A 24,081-nucleotide genomic window follows, 5' to 3' on the forward strand; every position below is an offset into this window, starting at 1 on the left:
CAATAACAACGCCCGGTAAGCCATGTGTCTTTCTACAGCTTTTGAAACTCATTGTAGTTTTATTCGCCCAAGACCAAGGTTGCCAACAAAATCCCAATTGCTGCACTATTTCTGGAGAAAGAAATGCAAAAGAACACCCTGTGGTTCGATTCCCTATCAATGGATGATGTCGACAAAGTCGGCGGCAAGAATGCGTCCCTCGGCGAGATGGTGTCAAACCTCGCCAATGCGGGCGTATCCGTGCCAAATGGGTATGCAACCACCTCGTATGCGTTTAACCAATTCCTTGATTTTGAAGGGCTGGACGAGCGCATTCATCAGATACTTGATGAACTTGATGTTGAAGACGTAGACGCCCTTCGCCAAGCTGGCTCTACGATCCGCCAATGGGTTTTAGATGCCCCCTTCCCTGCTGATCTTGAACAAGACATTCGAGATAACTATGAAACGTTAGTTGACGGCAATTCTGAGCTTTCCGTCGCTGTGCGTTCCTCTGCGACCGCGGAAGATTTACCCGATGCGTCGTTTGCAGGCCAACAAGAAACCTTCCTCAATGTGAAAGGCATTGATGCGGTCATTGAAGCCACCAAACATGTTTTCGCGTCACTCTTTAACGACCGCGCCATTTCTTACCGCGTTCACCAAGGGTTTGATCACCGTGGTATCTCGCTTTCAGCGGGTATTCAGCGCATGGTGCGTTCAGACAAAGCGTCTTCTGGTGTGATGTTCACACTGGATACCGAATCTGGCTTCGACCAAGTGGTGTTCATTACCTCTTCTTGGGGTCTGGGTGAAATGGTTGTGCAAGGGGCGGTTAACCCTGATGAGTTCTATGTGCACAAGCCGCTGCTTGAAGCAGGCACGCCCGCCGTGGTTAAGCGCACCTTTGGCTCAAAACTTATCAAGATGATCTATGCCGACAGCCAAGTGATTGGCAAACAGGTCGAGATCGTTGATACCTCTCCAGAAGAACAAAACCAATTCTCACTCACTGACGATGAAATCGCAGAATTGGCAAAACAAGCCATGATCATCGAAAAGCACTACCAACGTGCGATGGACATTGAGTGGGCGAAAGACGGGATCGACGGCAAGCTTTACATTGTGCAAGCGCGCCCAGAAACCGTGTGTTCGCAGAAGAACGGCAACATCATCGAACGCTATGAATTGAACGACAAAGCCGGTGTGCTGGTTGAAGGCCGCGCCATTGGCCAACGCATCGGCAGTGGCAGCGTGCGCGTTGTCGCTTCGCTGGATGAAATGTCGTTAGTGCAAGAAGGCGACGTACTTGTCACCGACATGACAGACCCTGATTGGGAACCTGTGATGAAGAAAGCGGCAGCGATTGTCACCAATCGCGGCGGCCGAACGTGCCACGCCGCCATCATTGCCCGCGAACTGGGCATTCCCGCCATCGTGGGTTGTGGTGATGCCACCAGCAAACTGAGCGACGGCGCAGACGTCACCATTTCGTGTGCAGAAGGCGAAACCGGCTATGTCTATGACGGCAAACTCGATTTCGTGGTGCGCCAGTCTGCGGTTGATGAACTGCCCTTGCTGCCCACCAAAGTAATGATGAATGTCGGCAACCCTGACCGCGCGTTCGATTTCGCACAAATTCCAAACGAAGGCGTTGGCCTTGCACGCTTAGAGTTCATCATCAATAAGATGATCGGCATTCACCCGAAAGCCCTCTTGAACTTTGACGCGCAGAGCGACGAGCTGAAAGCACAAATCAACACGCGTATTCGTGGCTATAAAGACCCTGTCGATTTCTACGTGAGCAAACTGACAGAAGGGATTGCCACCATCGCAGCCGCGTTCTGGCCGAAGCGCGTTATCGTGCGTATGTCGGATTTCAAATCGAACGAATACAGTAACCTGATTGGTGGTAGCGAATTCGAACCGCATGAAGAAAACCCAATGTTGGGCTTCCGCGGCGCATCGCGTTACATCTCTCCGGTATTTGAAGATTGCTTCGAATTGGAAACACAAGCCATTAAGCGCGTGCGCAATGAGATGGGGCTCAAGAACGTTGAAATCATGATCCCATTCGTTCGCACCACAGGTGAAGCGGCAGAAGTGAATGACTTGCTGGCGAAGTTCGATCTCCGCCGTGGCGAACAAGGTCTGAAAGTCATCATGATGTGTGAATTGCCATCAAACGCCGTGCTTGCGGATGATTTCTTAAAGTACTTTGACGGTTTCTCGATTGGTTCGAACGACATGACACAGCTAACGCTGGGCTTGGATCGCGATTCAGGCGATGTGGCGCACTTGTTTGACGAGCGCAACCCCGCAGTGAAAGCCATGCTGAAAATGGCGATTGACGCAGCAACACGCGCAGGCAAATACGTCGGTATTTGTGGTCAAGGCCCGTCAGATCATGATGATTTGGCGGAGTGGTTGATGGCACAAGGCATTAGTTCTGTATCGCTGAACCCCGATACCGTAGTGGATACCTGGACTAAGCTCGGCAAAGTCGCGAAGTAGGCAAGGTCGCGAAGTAAATAAATGTCATGGCCTGTTCAGTAGAACAGGCTTTTTTATTGTTTTAAAATAACCTATTCCACACGTTTTATAAGAATATTATAAATTATTAAAGCACAGATACGTGGAGCTGTATCAATATTAAGACCCAAACAATGAAAATATTACACCCAGCCAAACACTTTGTTTTAATTGAAAAAATCCCACCAATAAAAAACCCATAGAACAAAACATCCATTATTCAAACCCGATAATTGAAAATAACAACATCGATCTAACAAATAGATTTAATCCCAATTATTGATATGTTTATTATTTATAAAAAATAAGTAGCAATTATGATACATAGATAGCGCTTAATTATTATTTCTGCGCTTCAATAATTAGGACCACCATATGAAACGTTATTATTCATTTTATCTCATATCATCTCTAACTTTCGTTAGTACGCAAAGTGCGTCCGAATCCATTGCTAGTTACCCTGAAGGCTGGGAAAACTGGCCCGTCGTCAAAGAAACAGTCAGCTTACCTTCAAATACCATTCTGCCCTCCGACACCACATTGTTTATCCAAGAGACGGTAGATGCCTACTCTTGGATAAATAATGGCGAAGGCTCTCCACTTACCATTCGCGTCAACCCAGATAAACTCGAACAGTACAAAACCCACGGCCCATATACGGATGGCCCTACTGCCGTCGGTGTGTCTGAAGTACAAGGGATCATATGGGTGACAGAACATTTTGGCGGCTTACCGATTTACGGAAGCTATAACCGAGAAGGGCAAGATATCAGCGGCATGCACCCCACTCTTGAAGCAGAGTTTTGCCAACGCTGCCATGACACCTACAAGGATGTCTGCATTAACGGCACCTGCGCAGAGCCTGTTCTCTCTATCTATCAGTCCGACAGTAGCAACTAAGATTAGTGAAGACGATGTTACAAAGACTCTCGATAAAGCAAACCCTATTCCTCTCTCACTTACTGTTAGTGCTCATCCTTATACTGGGTATGAGTTACTCTCGATACCAAACCGAGTGGACGACGAGAGTGAACTTTGCCGCAGGAACCGCTGAAGGCGCTTTGGTTCCTATGCTCCATGATATTTCCCTTGCCGTCGCAGGTCGCAGTTATTCCAAACTCCTGATGCCGCAGAAGAAAGCGCAATTTCACAATATCGAGAAGCTCCTTTACTTAGACATTCAAGGCACATCCGACTATTCCAATAAAGACTACGGTTTACGGTATCATCGGTCGCTCAATAAAGTGTGGCGATCTAACGTTACCCAACAGGAAATCGATGCAGCTAAAGCCAAGACACAAGAGTTAGTGCATGCGAAAAACCACCCGAGTAATCAACAAAAAACCAGAATGCAAAAACTTGAGTTTCTCATCAACAAATCAACGAGAGACATCAATATCCTTCAAGACAGTGTTCACTTAGAAGAGAGCGCTTTCATTCCGTGGCAGTTTCCCACCATCCCGCCAGGTAAAGATTATGTTTTGTCATACTCAGAACACGTTTTTTACTTCAAGTTGCCTCTTCTGAACAGAAATGGGGGACATGTTCTCGCCATCTTTGATGCTTCCCATCTCTTCTCACTGAAAAAGCAAATTTATGATGCGCTTATCGCTGAAGCATTTGTTTCTTTAATCATCTCGCTCATTCTGGTTTATTGGGTCTCGCACACACTCGTCGAGCCTCTTCGTCATCTCGCCAGACAAATGGGTAAAGACGTAGAAGCAATAGATATGAGTCAATTAAAAGAACTAAAACGTAACGATGAGATTGGCGTATTAGCACGAGGCATCAATACGCTTACCCTTCAAACACAGTCTCAAATGAAACTCCTCCGCCATGAGTCAGCCACAGATGCATTAACCGGACTGCCCGGAAGAAACAGTTACGCGCAGCAAGCCGAACGCTTTTTTAATCAGACGCGGGCTGAAAACCAATTGCTTGGCATCATTGTTTGCGACATCGATAATTTCAAACTCTATAACGATACGTTCGGCCATGGACGTGGTGACGACGTCATTAAATCGATCGCAGATGCCATGCATGATGCAATGAGAAGTGATGATTTGTGTTTCCGTATCGGCGGAGAAGAATTCGTTGCACTCCTGCCATTAAGTGACGCCAAGTTTCTCAATATCATTGCTGAACGAATCCGCAGCAGCGTAGAAAAGCTCTCTATTCCTCATATCACAGAGAACGGCATCGTCACACTCTCTGTAGGCGCACTGCTCGTGACACCATCAGCAAAAAAATGGACTTACTCTAACGCGTTCGATGAAGCAGATGCGCTTCTTTACAAAGCAAAAGACAAAGGAAGAAACCGCATCGCCATCGGCACACTAACGCCTCACAAGCCATGTTCAACAACAAAGGAAGAAAATAGGTCTTCTGAGACAACTTAAATCATTACCTTATCCCAACGAATAAGAAAATTTAGGGGAAGGGTTTCATTTCGTCAGTACACTAGAGGGTTGTTCGCTATGATGCATTTGGTTCGCTTTTTTACCTGTTTACTATTAATTTCGATTATGTCATTGACGGGGTGTTCATCCCCAAGTAAATCCGTTCATCAATATCAGATCCCCATAGGAACAACCTATAAAATTGACGCTTTCAACTTCGACTTATCTCAGCTTTACAGTGTCGCGGGGATGCTAAATGAAAAAGAAACAGAAGCACTCATGTTGCGGTCATTTAGTGCCAAGCTAGAAAAAGAAGGATTACTTGCCACTGAAGAAAATACAGATGCCCTTTCACTTGTCGTCAACATCGATTACTTCCGTAATTATGTTGGGCAAGCCACTCCTTTTAGAACAGAAATGGTCTCTCCACCTAAACTCTACTATTCCATCGAAGTGATTGATGAAAAAGGCGAGAAGAAAACTATTTTTCAGTCTCAAGAAATGACGACCTCTGCTCGAAGTCTGTTTTATTTAGGTATCAATAAAAACATCAAAGAGGATGTCATGTATTCGCTCATTTCCGCCAACAGCATCGCAAAAAAATTAATTTCACTTACACCAGAGCATGAGGGCTACAGTGAAGACCCCGAGGCTTATACCAGCGCGGCAAACGATATAAAATTGATGCTCAATCAGTTCTCCCAAAAAGCATCAACACCTTCAGATAAAACATATATTCCCGACACCCTGACGCAAAAATATCTAGCAATGATATCAAGCGAACAACGACGCACACGAATGAATGCGTATTCTGAAATACAAGATCAATGGTTGAACCAACAAGCCTTGTTCGACACGTTAAACGATCTCATTCTTTCTTCGTACAACGACGACCTCACCAAACAGCAACTCGATGAACTTGAAGAACAAATAGAAACGATCGCCAATGCAGGGCTGAAAGAATACAAGCCCACATTAGTCAAAATCACCGAAACGGCGACATCTACTGAGCTTCAGAACTTTACATCTAAACAGCTAAAAGTTCTAAACTCACAAGCCCTAACCTCCGATGTGATCCATCAACCACTACCAGAAGACATGAACCTGAGTTGGAAAAAACACCAGCTATACAACATGGCGACATCAGAAGAGAAAGATCTGCAACGGTTAGCTGCGAAGAAAATCTACCGAGACTACCCGAAAGACAAAGTGCTTTTAGACGTGCTGAGCGACCAGTTAGACCAAGCGTTAATCCGTGGCTATAACGCAGAACTCCGGAATGATTTTCACGCTTGGATATGCCGAATTTTAGGCACGTCGGGTGACACAAAGTACAAACCTCAGCTTGAATACTTGGCTCAAAATGCCGCGCATAGAAAGGTGCGCAATTTTGCCGAAACCTATGCCGACGAACTGTAAGGGGAACAGGAAAACACCGCGTAACTGAGAAAGATAATGGCCCGCAACCTCATCTGATTTGGCGACTTCTTGCTGCTAATCTTCTGAGTTTCTGGGCCTTTATCTGCCTATCCTTTGAGCTGCTTATCCTCTGAGCTGCTTATCCTTTGAACTGCTTATCCTTTGAACTGCTTAGCAGAGAAAGTCCTTAAAAAAACGAACCATTGCATCTTTCTAATACCGCAATCAATCGCGATTATATTCAAAACCCGAATTCTGATTCTTCCCCCCGCTCATTTATTCGCCACGCCTTAATGATTAAGCTTTTCTCCAAGACGAGCGGTGCCTGTGTGTAGCCGCAAAACAGGGAATGGAGTCTTCAATCATGACACTTAAAGCCTCAGTGAATTACCACGTACAAAGCCATGAAGCACAAGCCTTCCAGTTTGATGTTGATGGCATCTCAGGCAATTTAGTTGCACCTGAATTAGTCCCCACACAAGTCAATGTCAAAGACAACAGAGACCATGGCAGTGACATCAATTTTGCCAACGACGGTATTACCTTTGTTACCCAACCTTCTGTTGTGACGGAATTTGATGAAGACCGTGCATGGCAACCCGCTTACGACCAAGAAATCCAAGCCCTGCTTGCGCGAGAGATTAATGCGCTCGAGGTGATCGTGTTTGACCACACCATCAGAATTGATGACCAAGGTTCAGCGCGTCAACCCGCCAGAAACGTTCACAACGATTACAGCCCAGACGGCGCAAACCAACGCTTGGTCAACTTAGTGGGCGAAGTGCGTGCGAAAACCTTCCAAGAAGGCGCGTTTGCGCTCGTCAATGTATGGCGTCCGATCAGTCCGGTCATCACGACCTCGCCGCTCGGCTTTATTCATCCGACATCGATGGATAACGAGGATTGGATGACGATCGATATGGTCTATCCCGACCGTAAGGGCGAAATTCTTGGTGTTGCTGCAAACCCCAAGCATGAGTGGTTCTATCAATCCAACATGCGTTCGGATGACGTGGTGATCTTCAACGTTTACGACAATCAAGGCCGCCCTTATTTGGCGCACAGCGCACTGGATATTGTGGGCCAATCCGCTGTAAGCGCACCGCGAATAAGCATAGAAACACGCACCTTGGTGAGATACGCATAAGCGTCGCGAAAGAGAAAACCCCAGAGGGCTCAACACCTCTGAGACATGAGAAAAGAAAAGAAAAGAAGATAAAACAAAAACATAACGCGAATAAAAAAGGATGAGATGATGAAATATGCAGGCTTTACGACCTTCACCACTGAACAGAACAACGGCATTCTGACCGTTACCTTTAACTTCGGAACGGTGAACCTTCAAGGGCAAGACATGCTAGCTGACCTAAACAGCCTAGCAATGCGCCTAGAGCGAGACCGAGACACCAAAGTGGTTGTGTTTCAGTCAGCAAACCCAGAAATTTGGGTGTGCCACTACGACACAGAACTGCTCAAAGAGATGTCAGACGAAGCCGTTTCTCGTGAAGATGTTCAGCTTCTTGACCTGCAATCCGTTTGTGAGCGCATCAGCAAGGTTCCGCAAGCCACCATCGCGAAACTGGAAGGTTTTGCGCGTGGGGGCGGCCATGAGTTGGCACTGGCATTGGACATGCGCTTCGCCGCACGCGGCAAATACAAGTTCATGCAAATGGAAGTGGCAATGGGCATTCTGCCTTGTGGCGGCGGTGCATCACGCATGGCACGTCAAACCGGCCTTGGCCGTGCATTGGAAATCATCCTTAGCGCCCGTGACTTTGATGCCGATGAAGCAGAAAGAATGGGCACCATCAACCGCGCGCTCGACCCAGAAGAAATTGGCGAATACGTGGATAACTTAGCGAACCGTATCGCGCAATTCCCAGCTGAGTCGATCAATGCATGTAAGCAAGCGGTGTATGAGTCCATTGATAAGCCGATAAACGAAGCACTAAAAGCAGAAGCTTATTGGCTGTACCAAGCCACCAGCAAAACGCCAGCGCTAAAACGCTTCACCCTTGCCGATGACCAAGGCCTTCAACATGACATTGAAAACCAGCGTAACTGGGATGCATTGGTCATGAACGTGCAAGACATTAAATAAATCGCGCGCTCACTGCTTTTCCGAACATGGAGTCTGCCTTATAGGCTCCATGTTTCCCAATCTGCCCCCTCCCTTTTTCAAGCATTGATGCCAATTCCGCGGGCACTAAAACTCGTCGAGCGTGTCACGCGCTTCATTATCGTGAATGTTGAATTTGATACTGCCTAGGTCATCCATGGTGAATGACACTGTGGTGCTTTCTTCGCCATCAAGATCCATATCAGCGCAGCCATTGTATATTGACCATTTGTAGCGGTACTTGAGTTGATATTCATTGCCAACCAAATGAGTGACGTCATCAATATCTATGCCTGTATGGTTTTTGGCGAGAAAACTAATATGGGACAAATTAGGCACCAATGACGCGCCATACTCAGGTTCATTTTCCATCAAGAACTGCTTAAGCTCACCGCATAAAGCGCTACCATGCTCAATTGTTCCGATACTGCTTCTAAATTTCATGTTTCACTCTCATGATGCAACTCGCTTAATAAAGCTAGCCGTTATTCTTTCTTGATCAGCGTATTCAAAAGCCCTTTTACATTTTCCATGTCGTCGACCAGCAAACTACGGCCAGCATGAATCAGTGTTGATCCAATGTTTACCCAGAGTTTCAGAAGCATGAAGCCAAAGAACAGCGCAACGATACGCATCATGTCATGGGAGATGGCAACATCGTTACCTTCCAGTGTGGCAACATAAGATGTTTCCTCAGATCCCGCAATGTACTCATAAATGGGGTTGTTCGGAAAATCCCTCAAATAATCAGGAAGGCTGAAAAGCAACTGCATCAGTGTGATCACGCCCAATGCGATTAATACGATACCAATATATTTCCCTACTTTACTCACTCTATGTCCTTTCAAATAACGTCAATCAATGGGTAATTACTTCAATACAAGACTGGCGATTTTTCGATTGTTCATTAATAGGATGAACCCGAACAACAGCATGAAAACACCCGAATAAGACATGGATGGATCTCCGTCATAACCCCCTTTAAGCATCACGATAGCGGGGATAACTGACCAAAGGCTATCGATGATTAAGTTCAGTGAAAGGAGTGCAATACCTACCCTAGAAAGGTCAAACGCACTGATGCTCGTTGCTCCCTCTCCAACATCACTCGGCGTCAGCTTCTTTGCGATGGTTAAAGGAAATTTCCATGCCACACAAGCAACAACAAAATAAATACCACTCACCACAAAAAGCTCTGTGTTTTCTCTGGCGATGTCTCTCATAGACAGGAAAGACAAGGTTGTGGAAATTGCTTCCAAGAACAACAAAATGGCAAAAATCCGAATGCCAATCGACAGTATTTCTCTCATGTTCATTTCCCTATTGAATGTCCATCTCGATTTCACCTTGACGCTCAATCCCTTGCCAAGGTGTTTTGTTTGATTTTTTATGTCTTATTACGCGAGATCGGCTGATGCTTTCGAATGGCGGCCATCATGAATGTCGATCACTTTCTGTATGTCGGCACTGACGCGCTCCTCGCCAAACGAGGCAAGGTGTTTTGTTGTCGTATACGCAGAAGAGGCCGATTCATATTCTTTTAGCCAGCGTTCAAACTCGCGCTGTTCACTGTCACTTGAACGCGGGTAACGGCTGCTAGGCCGTGTCAAACCGACTCGCCAAGGTTTCGGTGTCAGCCTTGCCCTGAAGCAATCTTGCTGCTTACACAAAGTGGTGTATAACGGGTCAACATTCAGCGCTTGGAACATTGCCTCAATCACAGCATCACCGGGAGAATAATGCTGGTTGGTCAGCATAAATCGAATACCAGAGTGCGTTTCATAGACACGAAAAGACAGAGAGGGGTGCTCACGTTGATAGCGCTCTATTTGTTCGACAACAAAAGGCTTATCTTTTTTAGGTCGACCAAACAGATGCATGATGCGATCAAAGAAGCCGACTGAGTCAGGGGAAATATCAATATCGCCAAACACAACATTGTCAGTGTTCAACACCCTCGCGCCATAGCCATTGCGACTTAGCACCGCAAGCTGACCACCGTCAGTTGCGTCCACTTCGTCGAGTATTTCCTCTTTAACAAAATCAATCCAATACTCGTACTCGTCTTCCTTTGAAAAGTCTCCTTTGAGGAAAGCTTGCATAGACGCCAGACGTTTCTCAGCATGGAGCCCTGCGTCATTTTCACTTGTATTTGATGCGCCCCAGACCGATATTTTCTCACGTCCAAAAATGTCAGCATCAACGGTCACATCGTGCTTCTTCCAATATTTCGCAAACTTCAACCTATCCTCCTTTTCGCTCACCTGATGAAAAACGGTGAGCTCATACCCAAGTAACCTTCTTAATATTCAACGTTATCCTATCGTTGCTCTATCGCGACCAACAAACGAACATGTCGTTTCTCGTCATCAACTGCGACGACAAAGACAAAATCACGCAATGCGTCGTGCGTTTCTTTTTACTGACAAAGAAACAGACCGACGAACGTTGATGGCAATGAAAGAGAAACACTGCCTTTTCAATGCGATTGGTTATGATTTAATCGGCTATGAGTGCTTGCCCCCGTAACGTGACAACACCCCACCCTTTGTGTATGTTCAATCTTTGGTCGAGAATCAAACAACATGGAATGAAATCACTTGAATATGCCCGCGATGCAGTCGATGAAAACCCTCTTACTTTCATCAGCACTCTTACTTATGGGGTGCGATACACCTCGCGATAGCGTCCCAGTCTCTCAGTTTGACCACTGCGCCAATCAACCCTCGAAAGCACGTAAGCCTTTATCCACCTACCTCGCGCCTTATGAAGACATGCTTTCGACAAAAACAGGGGTCTATGTGCTCGAACAGGGCGCAGAAGCCATGATGTCACGCGCTTGGCTCACTGAAAGCGCCGAAACCTCCTTGGACATTCAGTACTTCATCTTCTCGGTGGACAATATCGGGCTGATTGCCAGCGATATGCTGGTGCAAGCTGCGGAGCGGGGCGTAAAAGTGCGCGTGCTGGTTGACGACCTCATGATAGAAGCACGTGGCGACGAGCTGTTAATGCTGGCGGGTCACGAAAACATCGAGATCAAAATTTACAACCCGAACGTCAACATCGGCAAGAACCTCACGCAAAAGATCAAAGTGCTACTGACCGATTTTCACGGTTTAAACCAACGCATGCACAACAAGATTTTTGTGGTGGATAACCAAGTCGCCATCACCGGCGGGCGGAATATTGCCGATGAATATTTCGGGTTTGACCACACCTATAACTTTAGAGACCGAGACGTTTTCTTAGCAGGGAAAGAAGTGACGACACTCACCACCTCGTTTGAAGAGTATTGGAAACACCCATTAAGCGTCAGCATTGAAAAACTGTTTCCTAAAGAACAGGTTCCACTCAACCCAGATTTTTCACGCCTGCACGCCTATGCCTGCAACACAGATAACTTCCACCCTGAAATACGCGCGCAAATAGACCAAGTACCTGAAACGTTTCGTGAGCTAGAAGCACAAGGGAAATTCAGGTTCATTGACGATGTTGAGTATGTCTACGACGAACCCGGTAAGAATGATAAAAGTGCGTTTCTCGGCGGCGGCAGCGTCACCAAAACCAAACTCGTTGAACTGGCGGATACTGCCAAAAAGCAGATTCTTATCCAAACCCCGTACCTAGTGACCACCACTCAGGACAGGCAATTTCTAAAACAACTGGTCGATCGCGGCATTTCGATAAAAATCCTCACCAACAGCCTCGCCTCGAATGACAATTTAGAGGCATTTAGTGGCTACCAAAGAGACAGAAGCGATTTGCTAGCCACAGGCGTTGAAATCTACGAATTTAAGCCTGATGCCAAAGTAAGGCAGAGAGTCATGACAGAGCACATGTTTAAGCGCCTGCCCTCTCAGCCTATTTTCGGCCTGCATGCGAAAACCATGACAATCGATGACCATACAACGGTGATTGGCACTTACAACCTCGACCCAAGAAGCGCCAACCTAAATACCGAAAGCATTACCATCATCAAATCTGCAGAGATCACAAAGGACGTGAGCCACGCGATGAACGTAGAGCTAGCGCCCGAGAATGCCTGGCGAATCACAGAGGATTTCAATCCCGACAGCACGGTGTCGACATCAAAGCAGTTAAAAGTGAAGCTACGCAGGGTTGTGCCTAAAGACATCCTTTGATGCTGAGCCGTTAGTGCGACGTGTATTAACAGCAGAACTTTTCGGCACTGATGACGAAAAGTTCTGCCCATTGTTACCCTCGGTTCCCTATATTGTCACTCTTTCTATGCCGCTGGTTTATCACTGAACATCACGTAAGGTGCTGTCATCTTAGTGATTTGTACCTACGGAGCCAGCATGCTTTTCTCAACACGCTTTTTTCCCTACTTCATCACGCAGTGCCTTGGTGCATTGAATGACAACCTCTACAAAAACGTGCTGTTGTTGATGGTGACGTACAGCCAAATCGACGCGCTCCCCTTGCCCGTTGATCTCTTCATCAACCTCGCTGCTGGCCTTTTCATTCTTCCTTTCTTTTTGTTCTCAGCACACGCAGGTGCAGTGGCTGACAGCATGGATAAAGCCACGCTCATTCGCCGTTTGAAAGGGGTCGAGCTGCTGATCATGCTGTGTGCAGCCATGGCAATCATGACCCAGAGTGTGATGCTCATGCTCGCGCTTTTGTTCATGACAGGCACACAGTCCGCTTACTTTGGCCCCGTGAAATACGCACTGTTGCCTCAAGCGTTGAAACCGAGTGAGCTGGTAAAAGGCAATGCATGGGTCGAGATGGGCACCTTCCTTTCCATTCTTATTGGCACGCTAAGTGCAGGCCTGTTGCTTGCGGTGCCGGGCGGCACTTACCTCGCATCGTGTCTTGTCGTTGGGCTGTCAGTCTTGGGCTTTTTGAGTAGTTTGCGCATTCCGTCTATGCCGAGCTTGCAGCCTAAAAAGGTGCGTTTTGAACCCATTTCAGGGCTAAAGAAAACCCTCAAGATCGCGAACAAACAACGCGGGATCTGGATGGCTATCCTCGCCATCAGTTGGTTCTGGTTTATGGGTGCAACCTACTTAACCCAGTTCCCCAACTTTGCACGCGAACACCTGCATGCCGACAGCACGGTCGTGTCCTTGTTGCTCGCGCTTTTCTCCATTGGCGTCGCCACAGGTTCGTGGCTGTGTGAAAAGCTCTCTTTTAACCATGTTGAATTGGGCATTCTTCCCTTTGGTATTTTGGGATTAACCCTGTTCACGGGCGATTTGTTGTGGGCCGTGCCGAGCATCGATTCTTTCCCTGCGCAGTTTTACAACGTACAGGCATTCTTAGCGCAATCCATGCATTACCGCGTGATGATTGACTTGTTCTTTGTGGGCGTGAGTGGCGGTGTGTTCATTGTGCCTTTGTATGCGTTCATTCAATCACGCTCTGCCGATGGGGAATGCGCGCAATCTATCGCAGCGAACAACATCATGAATGCGTTGTTTATGGTGGTCTCGGCGGCAGTGTCGATTTTGGTGCTGAGTGTGCTGGATTTTTCCATTGTCGAGTTGTTTGCCTTAATGGCATTGGGGAACTTCGTGGTTGCCGTGTATGTGTATCGCCAAGTGCCTGAGTTTACGCAGCGCTTTATTAGCTACGTAATCAGCCATTGCTTATACCGTGTTTCTGTAAAAGGCCGCCAACACATTCCGACCAAAGGCGCAGCCCTGATCGTTGCCAACCATGTCAGTTATGTGGATGCGTTGATTTTAATGGGTGCGTCTACCCGCCCCGTTCGATTCGTGATGGACAAATCCATCAGTGAACTGCCGCTACTCAAATACGTGTTTCGCCATGCAGGGGTCATTCCTATCTGCGCAAAACATAAATGTGCAAACACCTTTGAGGCAGCGTTCGATCAAATAGATGCCGCGTTAAACAATGACGAATTGGTCTGCATTTTCCCTGAAGGTCGATTAACGTCAGACGGCGAATTAGGCGAATTCAAAGCAGGTGTTGAGAAGATTCTGGCGCGCACTCCCACCTTGGTCGTCCCTATCGCGCTCAAAGGTTTATGGGGATCCTTCTTCAGCCACAAAGACGGACACGCCCTCACTACCCGCCCCGCGCGCTTTTGGTCAAAACTCGACGTGAACATCGGTGAATCAATGCATTCAGACAAGGTAGACCGCCATGTAGCGAAAGCGCAGGTGCAGGGGCTATTGCTGAATTAATGGGTGCTAGATACGACAAAGGCCGTCAGCTCTTTTGTAAAAGCGTTGGCGGCCTTTTGGGTTTGGTGTTTGTATGGAGCTATTGTGGTTCTCGAACAGAATCAGCCCCGAATTTCTTAGAACAACGGGTATGAGCCGCTTTTGATTTTTATCCTCCCCACTTTTCAAGGGGGGAGTAAGAGGGGGGTGTACAAACCGGGTACATCCTTTACGTTTCTGACCGGGCACATCGTTTACACATGTCATGCTTTCAGGTGGGATGATGTTACCTATGCCTTGGAAAGAGACGTGTAAAGCTGACAAGAAAGTATCACTGGTCGGAGATTGGCTCTCTGGTAATTACACAAAAACAATGCTGTCTCGTCGGTATGGCGTGAGTCGACCTACGGTCGATAAGTGGCTGAATAGATACATTGATTTAGGTGTTGATGGATTGGTTGAGCGTTCAAGAAGACCGCTTACGTGCTCACATCAAACAGACCCCAAAGTGATAGAAGCGATACTGAATGTAAAGCAAGAACATGTTCACTGGGGACCTAAAAAGATCAATGACAGACTCGCGTCGCTATACCCGGAACAGCGATGGCCAGCAGACAGCACAACAGGCGCAATCCTCAAAAATGCAGGTTTAGTGAAGCCAAGAAAACACAAACCGAGAGTAAGCCCCTACCCACACCCATTGACATCATCAACGTATTCTTGCGACGTGTGGAATATCGATTTTAAGGGTGATAAAGCCTTGGGAAACGGTAAGCGTTGTTATCCATTAACGGTAACTGACGACTTTAGCCGATACCTACTGGCGTGTGAAGGACTAGAGAGTACGGCGCTAGCGTCGACTCAAGTCGTGCTCGAAAAGCTATTTGAAGAGCATGGTTTACCCAATGTGATTAAAAGCGACAATGGTACGCCCTTTGCGTCGCGGTCAATTGGAGGTCTATCAAGGTTATCTATCTGGTTGATAAAACTGGGTATCGTACCTGAGCGGATAGATAAAGGGTGCCCGACTCAAAATGCCCGCCATGAGAGGATGCACAGAGTACTCAAAGCCGAAACGATGTCGCCAATGAGTCACAGTTTTAAGGCGCAGCAAAAACGCTTTGATGAGTTCCGCTTTAATTACAATGAATTACGCTCGCACGAGGGCTTGAATAGGAAAACGCCGAAGTCGGTATATCGTCAATCACCAGTGAGATATAGCGATAGAGAGTTAAGGATTTTCTACGCCGATGACACTGAAATCCGCAGTGTTAAGCATTCAGGCGAGATAAAATGGAAAGGGAAATATGTGTATGTAGGGCAACTATTGGCGTGCGAGAAAATAGCGTTAAAACGTTGTGGAGAAAAGCGTTGGGAACTGTATTTTGGCTTCTTTCTGTTGGGCTATTTGAACGAAGACAAAATGGTTGTTGAACGGATAAAAGCGAGAACATGATGTAAACCATGTCCCCGGTTTAAAATGTAAAGGATGTGCGCTTTGTATAGGGGTTATTGCTACGGAGAGCTGGATCAGAAAGCCAGTGCTGAATGGTTTTTGGGCAATTTCGTGTTAGGACTTTTGCACTAATGAAAGCACTTCACATTACCAAAAGTATGGAAAAGCTCTAAACCTGTGGCCAGTTTTACTTGACCAATACATATCGATTCCTGATCGTCCGAATAGTATCACCAAGGATGAGCTTATCTTCAGGAAAATCTAAAACTACATTGATAATTTCTGCCATAGCTTGATTGCTGAATCTAAATTCGATGGGCAGCTGATTTTGTTCATCAAATTGGGCGTCAAACGCAAGAACAAAATCTTTATGGTCTGACGCTCTTCCATCCAGTACCGCATCTGGGATTTCAACATGTTGCGGTATTGGTTGAAGCTCTTCAAACTCACCAATAGCTTCTACGACATCAGCCCGTGAAGGCCAGTACTTAAGATCATATTGGTACGCCAGACTTTCAAGCTCTTTTTTAACGTAAGCTCCGAAAAGATAGTTATGCTCTCCGCCTTGAACCAACGAATCGACTGCTGTTTGACAATCATGCCGACGAAAACCAGATAACTCATACAATTCACTCTGGCGTCTTAACATACAGGCCAGGCGACATGAAAGATCCGAGATATCTTCATGTAATTTGAGTAGTTCACGCCTATTGGCTCTAGCTTGGATAAACTCTTCCTTCGCAAAATCCTCGCTCATCCAGATATGTTCCAATGTCAACCAAACAGCTTCAGCATTTGGCCTTTCTGATTCATAAAGGATTGCTAGTTTGTCAGAGTAGCCAAACCGATTGATTAGCTCGTTGAACACCCTTTCAAGATTTGATGCCTGATCAATCATCCGCTGCATGAGTGGCCAGCGACTCATCCAAATTTTTTTCTCTCGGTTATCTTCAAGTTCCCTTTTTATAAAGGCTACGCAAAAGTCAGTTGGTGAGTTTGTAGGTAATTTCGTCACGATAAGCACCTTTAGTTTCTTTATTTTCATACTAAGATATCGCTTAGTAAAACGAGTTACCGTGTCTCTATATTTTTATTTATTGGCCTTCAGACACGCACACCGTCTATCATTGAATTGGACACAATTTCTTGTTAGAGCCAAAACCTAGTTTTGGCTCTTCAGATTAATTTTTTGAACAAATATGAGTCTGTCCATCGTCATTGAGGAAGAGATAGTCCGTTATTTCTATTGCGTATTGAAAACTAAGCGTGCCTGTTCCATAAAGTTAATCCGGCCAACTGGCATTCCAAATTTTTTGTACTTATAACGGAAGTAAGCGGACATGCGATCTTCATGCGTTGAGATAATAATCTGACGATTTGAAAACTCAGTACGCAGCAATTCAATGAAGCCTGCCACATTAATTTCGTCTAATGTCTGTACCGGGTCATCGATCAGCAATAAACTGTGTTTCGCATACCGTTGATTAAGTGCTAAGGTAAAAGACAGAACCAAAGCGGAAAGTTGGCCAGAGCTCATGGAAAACACGACATCATGGTCTCGCCCTGGCGTTTCATGGAAAGCAATCGAGTTACCATTGTTCTCAATGAAGATCCCTAACCCTTGTTGATAACTTTGCATTAGTCTGCCTGAATAAATATGAAACAAGATTTCGATCTCTTTCACAATGGATTCTAGATAGCGTTTTTTTTCGTTTTCGTATATTTCCTTGAGCTTTTTCAGGTGCCCTCTGACCTTACTGGCATTTTTCACCTGTTGGTCAGCGTCCCTAAACTCCTGCTCACAAGTGGTTGCATATATTGAAGACGCAAGAGACTGTTGCTGTCGCATGTAGCTAGTTTTCATCTCGACCAGCCCAAGAGTTACTTGCTTTACCGCCGACGAATCGTTGTTAAATACTCCCCTATATAAGCTGTCAAAGTCGTTATAAAGACCGCTGTCGTCTACTGGTTTAAACTTAGAGCGTACTCGCTTATCCAACTCAGACAATTGTAATTGAGCATTCTGATCAAAGCTCTCAACTAGCAAATCCTGAAATTCAATTCCAGCTCCTTCCAACTGCTGGCTGTAATTCTGCAACCAATGAATTTGCTCTTGACTCAGTGCAACAAGTTTACGTTTGAAGGCAACCTTATCTTGCTGTTGTTGCAAATAAATACCTAGTGCTTGTTCAATTGGTAACTGGTATGTCTGCTTAAATTCAGCTAACTGCCCAGTCAATTGACTGTTTTGCTGCTCAGCCAATAGCTGTAGCGTTTCTCCCTGCTGCTCGATCCCTTTAAGCAGTGCTTCAACCGAGTCCCAGCTATGACCACATATAGGGCAAGCTTCTGTGGGTTCTCCGTGTAACTGGTACTGTTTAAAGGCTTTCACCAACTGCGCACGCATCGACACCAGACCAGCCAGACTCTCATCCAGTTTGTCAATCGAGGTAATGTGCTGTTTTAGTAGTACGACCTGACGGCCGAACTCGCTCGGTGTAACATTTTCTGGGAGTAGATCCGTCAGAACAGGAGGAAGAGTAAGCTGATCATGTTTGATAGCCTTCACAATATCTTTCAACGCATCAGTTATCCGTATAGCTGCGTCATATCGCTGTAATTCTAGCTCCCACATCTGCTTATGAGGGATACGATGGACAAACATAAGCATCCGCTGCTGTAACTCTTTCTGCGGCAGGAGATTTCTTTCAAGCTCTTGATTGAAAATATAATTTTCGTAGTTTTCAAAATTCTTAATAAATCTCGCTATACGGAATAACTCGCCATCCGTTGATAGCCATTGCTCAAACTGTTGAACTTCACACTCTAAATCTTCCCGATCCCATGGCTGATCGGTAACATTGATTAATCGTTTATAATTAACAGGCTCGCCATCAGGTAACAGTTGCTGTTTAGCCGTTTCCCATTTGGCTTGTAGTGCTTTAACCTCCTGCTTTTTTTGCGTGCCACACAATTTACCGATTTTGCCAAATGAAAGGTTGATATTATTGATTTTCTCTTGGATATCCCCTATTTCAAACAGGTGAGCGATCTGTAGCTGCCGATCTTTCTCTTTCTGTTTCAGTAACCGAGTATTTTCTTCCTGCTCCACATAATGAAACAATTCAAAGTCTCGCTTATACTCCGCCCCTTGTAACTCAGAAAGATACCCCTCCTCATCGGAAACCGGTACATTACGCTCAGCTTCCAGAGCCGTTAATTCATATAACGGTAACTTTAATTCCTTCAGTCCCTTATGCTTATCCAATTCAGTCTTACAAGCCGCCCGTTCAAAGAACTTGGTTTGTTCGTTTATTACCACTTCGGCACGTATGGACAACCAAGATCCCACTTTTGCTTTATTAAATAGCCATGGGCATCCTAGCTTCTGGCTGCGCCCATCCACCGTAAGATCTTCTAGCTCGACGTAACGGCGAATAGTTCCAGTAAATAGCAACTCTAAAGCATCAAAAAACGATGACTTGCCAAAGCCATTGGGACCATCGAGAACAATAAGACGATCGTTGTCAATGACTATTTCACGATGTTCAAAAAGTTTGAAGTTCTGAATTATCAGACGTTTAACAGTCAAGTTCATAGCCATCCCTGCCTAATTCTGCAGTCATAAGTGCCAGTAAATTTTCTGGGGCTATTTCATGTAAGGTATTTCGTTCAGTAATAGCCGAGAGAGCCAATTCAGTCGCTCTCAAAATCTCAGCATTGGGCGATTTCAAGACTTTTCCCTGAATATTCTGTTCAAGGTTGGTTAGATCCGCTTTACTTGAGCCTTGAATCGTAAGAGCTGATACCTTTATCGCCAACCTGTACAGCAAACTTTGCCAGCCTCCCTGATTGTACTGTGCTTTGTATGCGGTAAATGTCTGAGTATCAGTCAGAACATTGCGAAACACTGACTCCAGCCCATTCTGTTCAACTATCAGTAGTAAAGCTTCCAGTTCATCAAACGTATAAGGCAAAACATGCTTTTTAAAAAAGTAACTATCCTCTTCTGCGTGATGCACCATTTTGCTGGTTTTCTCATTCAAACTTTCGGTTTGCCATGCAATCAACAAGTTAATATTTTTCTCAAGTGCAGGGTCTACCGTCGCTTTCTTGCATTCGCTCAACCAATTTCCCTGAAGCTCAGGAGAAAGCTCAGGCTCACCATGAATCACCAGCCAGTAACCCGTTTTATCCGGCTCGCTATATTCATACAACTCCAATTCAGGCAAATCTTTTCGCTCCATCCCCTGCAATTCGAACAACTTTTCAATTAACTTCTGCATCTTTTAAGCTCTCAGGTACATTATTCAAAGAAACTAGCCCCACCTGTTGAAAACTGCCGATACTAGTTCCTATAAACGTTTCTTCTGCCGTGGCATCCATACCAATTTCTTCTTCCGTGGCATCCACACCAATTTTCACATAAGTAATAGATGGCCTATCTATTGCGCTGTTAATCAAAGCCCCACACTCAAATAAGCATTCAACATCTTCCTCAAGTGCCTGTTGCAAAATATCATGGCAGACCACGTCTTGATTTTCTGCTGCAGTATGAATCCCTGTTGGATAATAGAATCGACCGTCAACTTGCCATGCGAAATGAACCCTTTCACTCTCTGGTCTCTGTGCCTTAACCAACTTATGGAAAATCGTAAACAGCCCCTGCCTCATAGAATCACGGTCAAGCGTTTGGTCCTTAAACTCACTTAGTGTGGTAAATCGCCCTTTTCTATGTGGCATCGTTGCGCGAAGAAAAGCCTTCATACCTTGGCTATCCAAGTCTGTGATTGCTGCTATGCAGTCATCTAACTTGTCGTATGCTGCTTGTTTTATCGTATCGTGCTGCTCGCAGAATTCTTGATAGTAAGCTCCAATATCAATCTGCAACCGGCTAAGGAAATACTCTTCATTGTTAAATTTCTCATAATCGTCAGCTTCCAGAATTTCATAGATATCCGAAAACTCGATAAACTCATTAGCTGCAATTGCTGTCTGGTTCCGATTTGATTGGTGTATTTGGTGATGTACCATGACAACCTTGGTGTTAACTATCGCTTCGAGAGTTTCTCGGATTGAAGTGCAAAGGTTTACTTTCCAATGAGGCAAACAATCTACAACTGATATCATTTCCCTGATCTGAGTTTCAATATATCTATCAACCTCATCCAGAGGACAATAAAGCTTGGTATGTTCCTCATCTGCACCTGGTTGTAATGGGTAGCGGTACAACTCTACAGGTTGGTATTCCTGTTCGAATGATTCTGGTAGATCCCTTATTTCACGAGCAACATGAAAATATGCCGTTTGGATGCCCCGTTCTGTGGCATTTTCCTTTTGGCTATTAATACCTTCGCGATAGCCAGAGAACAACGGAGCCTTGTACGCTTTGACTTGGTGCAATGATAGGCACAGGTTTGCTCGGAAAATCGCAAAATCATCCTGACTTTCCAACTGCAATTTAAGAGCGCGACTAGCCTCATAGTCTTGAGTGATTAAACGAAGACAATGGTAGAGTGCAAGCTTTCCCTGATAAACAAACCCACTCCATGTTGAAATCGCTGTATGAGGGTTGTTCTGGTGATTTTGAGTCATATAATTTCCTGTCACCTGAAATCTGGGTCACCCACAAAGAACTCACGAAATTTCGTAACGCTTTAGGAAAGTAACTAACCATCAAGTAACTAATATAATTAATAAAATATACTGCTAAGCATATAATAGCGGACTTAAATTGGGCCAAAGCGGCAGACGGTTCGGTGAAGCAATGAGCAGACACCAAGTTTGGATATGGCTTGAATAGCAGGCTTTTTCCATAGAAAAGGTAATCTATTTAAAGCTGAGCGTTAACATGAAATGGGGCAAAAGACACTTACGCTACCGCCATTCGATTCTCGGCATGAAACACGCCACCACTGTCTAAGTTATCCGGCGGAAATGTACCACGAAGTGCATAAAGCAAGACTTGATTTTGATCTCATTGCAGAGTGAGTGACGAATGATTAGACAGAAGTGGAAGCAGGATTTATTTAATGAATGGATAGCACCTGAAAAATATCTCCCCATGAATATATCCCTCAATTGGAAACTATTGAAAAATTGGGTCACACACTTTTGGGAAAAGCCAATTAACGTTCTCCACCAAACACCACTCTCCGTAGCAATACCCCCCCCCTCTAACTCCCCACTTGAAAAGTGGGGAGGATCAAAATCAAAAGCGGCTCGATCTAGGGTTCTGTATTGTTATCTGCATTGAGGCAAATTCCAGTTACAAAAAAGCCCGCTCGCTCCTGTTAGTTAGAGCTCGCGGGCTTAATCTCATTTGGTGGAGCCAAGAAAAATGAAAGCGGGATTTACTCGGTCGCTCCGTTCCCTTGCCCTTCGGGCCGTTGCCTTTTTCGACTGCGTCGGGGCAACCTTGTCTCGCTTGGCTGAACCCCAGCTGCGCTATAAACGCACGCCAGTTTTCTATCTTAGCTGCTAATTTAAAAGCGCTTATTCAAGGGTTAACGAAAGCTTGGGATAATCGCCGGTATCCCTGGAAGTAGACCAACCAATGCCATCACACTACTTAGCACGATAAACATAATGCCAGGCAACACCCAACGGCTCATTTTACTCAGCTCACTACTGCGTTCTTTACAACCGACTAAGCCTAAGTTGTCCAACAGCATGGTGAGAGCCCAACCAAATGCAGGGTTAACGAGCGCTGAAGAAAATACAACAATCGCTGCCGACTGCGTGGTTTTACCTTCACGTGTCATTTCCATTCCAGCTTCTAGCAATGGCACAAATACCCCAACAATGAGCGCGACACAAAGCACAGGTTGCCAGATAGCTAAATCCATCGGGTAACCCCAAATCGCGGCGATGATACAGAACAGCGCCGTGAGCAACGCGCCAGCAGGAATAGGCCGTTTAGCAATCGCTGCCGGTACGATATAAGTCCCCCATGAAGACGTAAAGTTCGTACCGCCAAGCAGAGAGCCGAACGTTTGACGAATGGAAGCTGTGGTCATGGTGTCGTCGATGTTCATGTGTACTTTTTCGGTACGTTCTGGATAGCTGATTTTCTGAAAGACTTGATGCCCTAAGAAATCTGGCGACCACATCGCCACCGCTAGAATCGCAAACGGTAATACCACCATGAAATGTTCAAGCGTCGGTAGGCCTAGCATCCAGCCTGTGTCTTCTCCCCACCAATACATTGGGTTCATGTTGGGTAAACCCGGCTCGGTTTGGAAAGAAAACGGCGCCCCCATGGCGAACGCTAACGTACCGCCCAGCAAGCAACTAAGAGGCACGGCTAGCCAGCGTTTACGGAAATGTTCCAATAACGCATACAGAATAATGGTGCAAAAGATCACGACAAAAGCGATGTGGCTCATTCCGATGCCCTCAGCCCAAGCGAACAGCTTTTTCACTTGAGAAGCGGTTCCAACAAAGCCAAGGTAGAGCAGTAAACCGCCACACACGCCTTTACTGGTGAGGTTTGCCAACATGCTGCCACCTTTACTGATGGCTAAGAGTAAGCCAAAAGCACCAATCAGCAAGCCAAACGCCATTGGATGCCCGCCTGCTGCGACGACGATAGGTATTAAAGGAATGAGTGGGCCGTGTGTACCCGCGAGGTTGGCGGTCGGCAAGAGAAAGCCGGAGAAAAGAATGATGAAAACAGAGGCGATGAGTAGTTCATAACGCACATTTTCTAAAATAAAGCCTTCATTCAGCCCTAGCGCCCCGGCAAACGTTGCTGCAATGGCGCCCACCATAACGACCTTACCAATGGTCGCGGCCATCGCTGGAATGGTGTCTTCTACCTCGAATCGATAATCTTTAAACGGCAAATTAGGACGCCAGCGTTTAGGCGCCATGATTTGTAATTCATGTTCTAGATACTGTTCGCGGGAATCAAATTCCGATCTTGGTTTATGTTGTTGTTCATAAGTGAGTGCATCCTCATTGGCTTGAGGCGTATTTGTTCGTATATCTGCGGACTCTAACGTAGTGCTCATTATG

General features: G+C 45.8%; 18 protein-coding genes. 9 read left to right on the plus strand and 9 right to left on the minus strand.

The window, feature by feature from the left end; all coding sequences use genetic code 11:
• Positions 1–123 precede the first annotated feature (123 nt).
• The 6 genes from ppsA (at position 124) to BM082_RS06390 (ending at position 8,430) form a co-directional block, all read left to right on the plus strand.
• On the plus strand, positions 124–2,493 hold the full coding sequence (gene ppsA / locus BM082_RS06365) for a phosphoenolpyruvate synthase (RefSeq protein ID WP_017012897.1): 2,370 nt from the start codon (positions 124–126) through the stop codon (positions 2,491–2,493).
• 393 nt (positions 2,494–2,886) lie between these two features.
• Positions 2,887–3,411 (plus strand): hypothetical protein, encoded by a 525-nt coding sequence (locus tag BM082_RS06370; protein WP_017010093.1) that lies wholly within the window; start codon positions 2,887–2,889, stop codon positions 3,409–3,411.
• Positions 3,412–3,425: 14 nt separating this feature from the next.
• Positions 3,426–4,910, plus strand: a complete 1,485-nt coding sequence (locus BM082_RS06375) for a GGDEF domain-containing protein (protein WP_244275952.1) — start codon at positions 3,426–3,428, stop codon at positions 4,908–4,910.
• Positions 4,911–4,988: 78 nt separating this feature from the next.
• Entirely contained in the window at positions 4,989–6,329 is a 1,341-nt protein-coding gene (locus BM082_RS06380) for a hypothetical protein (protein ID WP_017015972.1), read from the plus strand.
• A 364-nt stretch (positions 6,330–6,693) separates the two neighbouring features.
• Positions 6,694–7,476 carry a CmcJ/NvfI family oxidoreductase gene (locus tag BM082_RS06385; protein WP_017015971.1) on the plus strand — a complete coding sequence of 261 codons (783 nt, stop codon included), beginning with the start codon at positions 6,694–6,696 and terminating at the stop codon, positions 7,474–7,476.
• 108 nt (positions 7,477–7,584) lie between these two features.
• Entirely contained in the window at positions 7,585–8,430 is an 846-nt protein-coding gene (locus tag BM082_RS06390; RefSeq protein WP_017011491.1) for an enoyl-CoA hydratase/isomerase family protein, read from the plus strand.
• A gap of 105 nt (positions 8,431–8,535) precedes the next feature.
• Here the strand turns inward: BM082_RS06390 and BM082_RS06395 are convergent, their stop codons facing one another.
• The 4 genes from BM082_RS06395 to BM082_RS06410 all read right to left on the minus strand — a co-directional run bounded on the left by BM082_RS06395 (position 8,536) and on the right by BM082_RS06410 (position 10,691).
• The gene (locus tag BM082_RS06395; protein ID WP_017012890.1) at positions 8,536–8,892 is read right to left on the minus strand and encodes a hypothetical protein; all 357 of its coding nucleotides are present in this window, start codon (positions 8,890–8,892) and stop codon (positions 8,536–8,538) included.
• Between the two features lie 41 nt (positions 8,893–8,933).
• Entirely contained in the window at positions 8,934–9,281 is a 348-nt protein-coding gene (locus BM082_RS06400; RefSeq protein ID WP_017012889.1) for a hypothetical protein, read from the minus strand.
• A 36-nt stretch (positions 9,282–9,317) separates the two neighbouring features.
• Positions 9,318–9,758, minus strand: coding sequence for a hypothetical protein (locus BM082_RS06405; RefSeq protein WP_017015970.1), 441 nt, complete (start codon positions 9,756–9,758; stop codon positions 9,318–9,320).
• A gap of 87 nt (positions 9,759–9,845) precedes the next feature.
• A complete protein-coding gene (locus tag BM082_RS06410; protein WP_017015969.1) occupies positions 9,846–10,691 on the minus strand; it encodes a hypothetical protein in 846 nt (281 codons plus the stop codon).
• Between the two features lie 381 nt (positions 10,692–11,072).
• Here BM082_RS06410 and BM082_RS06415 point away from each other — a divergent pair, with 381 nt between their 5' ends.
• The 3 genes from BM082_RS06415 (at position 11,073) to BM082_RS06425 (ending at position 16,062) form a co-directional block, all read left to right on the plus strand.
• Positions 11,073–12,593 carry a phospholipase D family protein gene (locus BM082_RS06415; protein WP_244275954.1) on the plus strand — a complete coding sequence of 507 codons (1,521 nt, stop codon included), beginning with the start codon at positions 11,073–11,075 and terminating at the stop codon, positions 12,591–12,593.
• A 177-nt stretch (positions 12,594–12,770) separates the two neighbouring features.
• Positions 12,771–14,627, plus strand: coding sequence for an MFS transporter (locus BM082_RS06420; RefSeq protein ID WP_074925976.1), 1,857 nt, complete (start codon positions 12,771–12,773; stop codon positions 14,625–14,627).
• 271 nt (positions 14,628–14,898) lie between these two features.
• Positions 14,899–16,062, plus strand: coding sequence for a DDE-type integrase/transposase/recombinase (locus BM082_RS06425; protein WP_074926022.1), 1,164 nt, complete (start codon positions 14,899–14,901; stop codon positions 16,060–16,062).
• Positions 16,063–16,249: 187 nt separating this feature from the next.
• On the opposite strand, the gene BM082_RS06430 is transcribed toward BM082_RS06425, so the two are convergent.
• The 5 genes from BM082_RS06430 to BM082_RS06455 form a co-directional block, all read right to left on the minus strand.
• Positions 16,250–17,077 (minus strand): hypothetical protein, encoded by an 828-nt coding sequence (locus BM082_RS06430; protein ID WP_244275957.1) that lies wholly within the window; start codon positions 17,075–17,077, stop codon positions 16,250–16,252.
• A 228-nt stretch (positions 17,078–17,305) separates the two neighbouring features.
• Complete coding sequence (locus BM082_RS06435; protein ID WP_074925983.1) at positions 17,306–19,660, minus strand: AAA family ATPase; 2,355 nt, start codon at positions 19,658–19,660, stop codon at positions 17,306–17,308.
• On the minus strand, positions 19,644–20,348 hold the full coding sequence (locus BM082_RS06440) for an ABC-three component system middle component 1 (RefSeq protein ID WP_074925987.1): 705 nt from the start codon (positions 20,346–20,348) through the stop codon (positions 19,644–19,646). Before BM082_RS06440 ends, BM082_RS06435 begins: the two co-directional genes overlap by 17 nt.
• Entirely contained in the window at positions 20,332–21,657 is a 1,326-nt protein-coding gene (locus BM082_RS06445; protein ID WP_074925991.1) for an ABC-three component system protein, read from the minus strand. The genes BM082_RS06440 and BM082_RS06445 overlap by 17 nt, the downstream gene beginning before the upstream one ends.
• A 911-nt stretch (positions 21,658–22,568) precedes the next feature.
• A complete protein-coding gene (locus tag BM082_RS06455) occupies positions 22,569–24,077 on the minus strand; it encodes a DUF3360 domain-containing protein (protein WP_074926000.1) in 1,509 nt (502 codons plus the stop codon).
• Positions 24,078–24,081 lie beyond the last annotated feature (4 nt).

The organism is Enterovibrio norvegicus DSM 15893 (genome assembly GCF_900115495.1).
Lineage (GTDB): Bacteria > Pseudomonadota > Gammaproteobacteria > Enterobacterales > Vibrionaceae > Enterovibrio > Enterovibrio norvegicus.

Bases quoted from the DNA above. Each gene is read 5' to 3' on its own strand.
- ppsA (WP_017012897.1), top strand. From the start codon at position 124: ATGCAAAAGAACACCCTGTGGTTCGATTCCCTATCAATGGATGATGTC.
- BM082_RS06370 (WP_017010093.1), top strand. From the start codon at position 2,887: ATGAAACGTTATTATTCATTTTATCTCATATCATCTCTAACTTTCGTT.
- BM082_RS06375 (WP_244275952.1), top strand. From the start codon at position 3,426: ATGTTACAAAGACTCTCGATAAAGCAAACCCTATTCCTCTCTCACTTA.
- BM082_RS06380 (WP_017015972.1), top strand. From the start codon at position 4,989: ATGATGCATTTGGTTCGCTTTTTTACCTGTTTACTATTAATTTCGATT.
- BM082_RS06385 (WP_017015971.1), top strand. From the start codon at position 6,694: ATGACACTTAAAGCCTCAGTGAATTACCACGTACAAAGCCATGAAGCA.
- BM082_RS06390 (WP_017011491.1), top strand. From the start codon at position 7,585: ATGAAATATGCAGGCTTTACGACCTTCACCACTGAACAGAACAACGGC.
- BM082_RS06395 (WP_017012890.1), bottom strand. From the start codon at position 8,892: ATGAAATTTAGAAGCAGTATCGGAACAATTGAGCATGGTAGCGCTTTA.
- BM082_RS06405 (WP_017015970.1), bottom strand. From the start codon at position 9,758: ATGAGAGAAATACTGTCGATTGGCATTCGGATTTTTGCCATTTTGTTG.
- BM082_RS06415 (WP_244275954.1), top strand. From the start codon at position 11,073: ATGAAAACCCTCTTACTTTCATCAGCACTCTTACTTATGGGGTGCGAT.
- BM082_RS06420 (WP_074925976.1), top strand. From the start codon at position 12,771: ATGCTTTTCTCAACACGCTTTTTTCCCTACTTCATCACGCAGTGCCTT.
- BM082_RS06425 (WP_074926022.1), top strand. From the start codon at position 14,899: ATGCCTTGGAAAGAGACGTGTAAAGCTGACAAGAAAGTATCACTGGTC.
- BM082_RS06435 (WP_074925983.1), bottom strand. From the start codon at position 19,660: ATGAACTTGACTGTTAAACGTCTGATAATTCAGAACTTCAAACTTTTT.
- BM082_RS06440 (WP_074925987.1), bottom strand. From the start codon at position 20,348: ATGCAGAAGTTAATTGAAAAGTTGTTCGAATTGCAGGGGATGGAGCGA.
- BM082_RS06445 (WP_074925991.1), bottom strand. From the start codon at position 21,657: ATGACTCAAAATCACCAGAACAACCCTCATACAGCGATTTCAACATGG.
- BM082_RS06455 (WP_074926000.1), bottom strand. From the start codon at position 24,077: ATGAGCACTACGTTAGAGTCCGCAGATATACGAACAAATACGCCTCAA.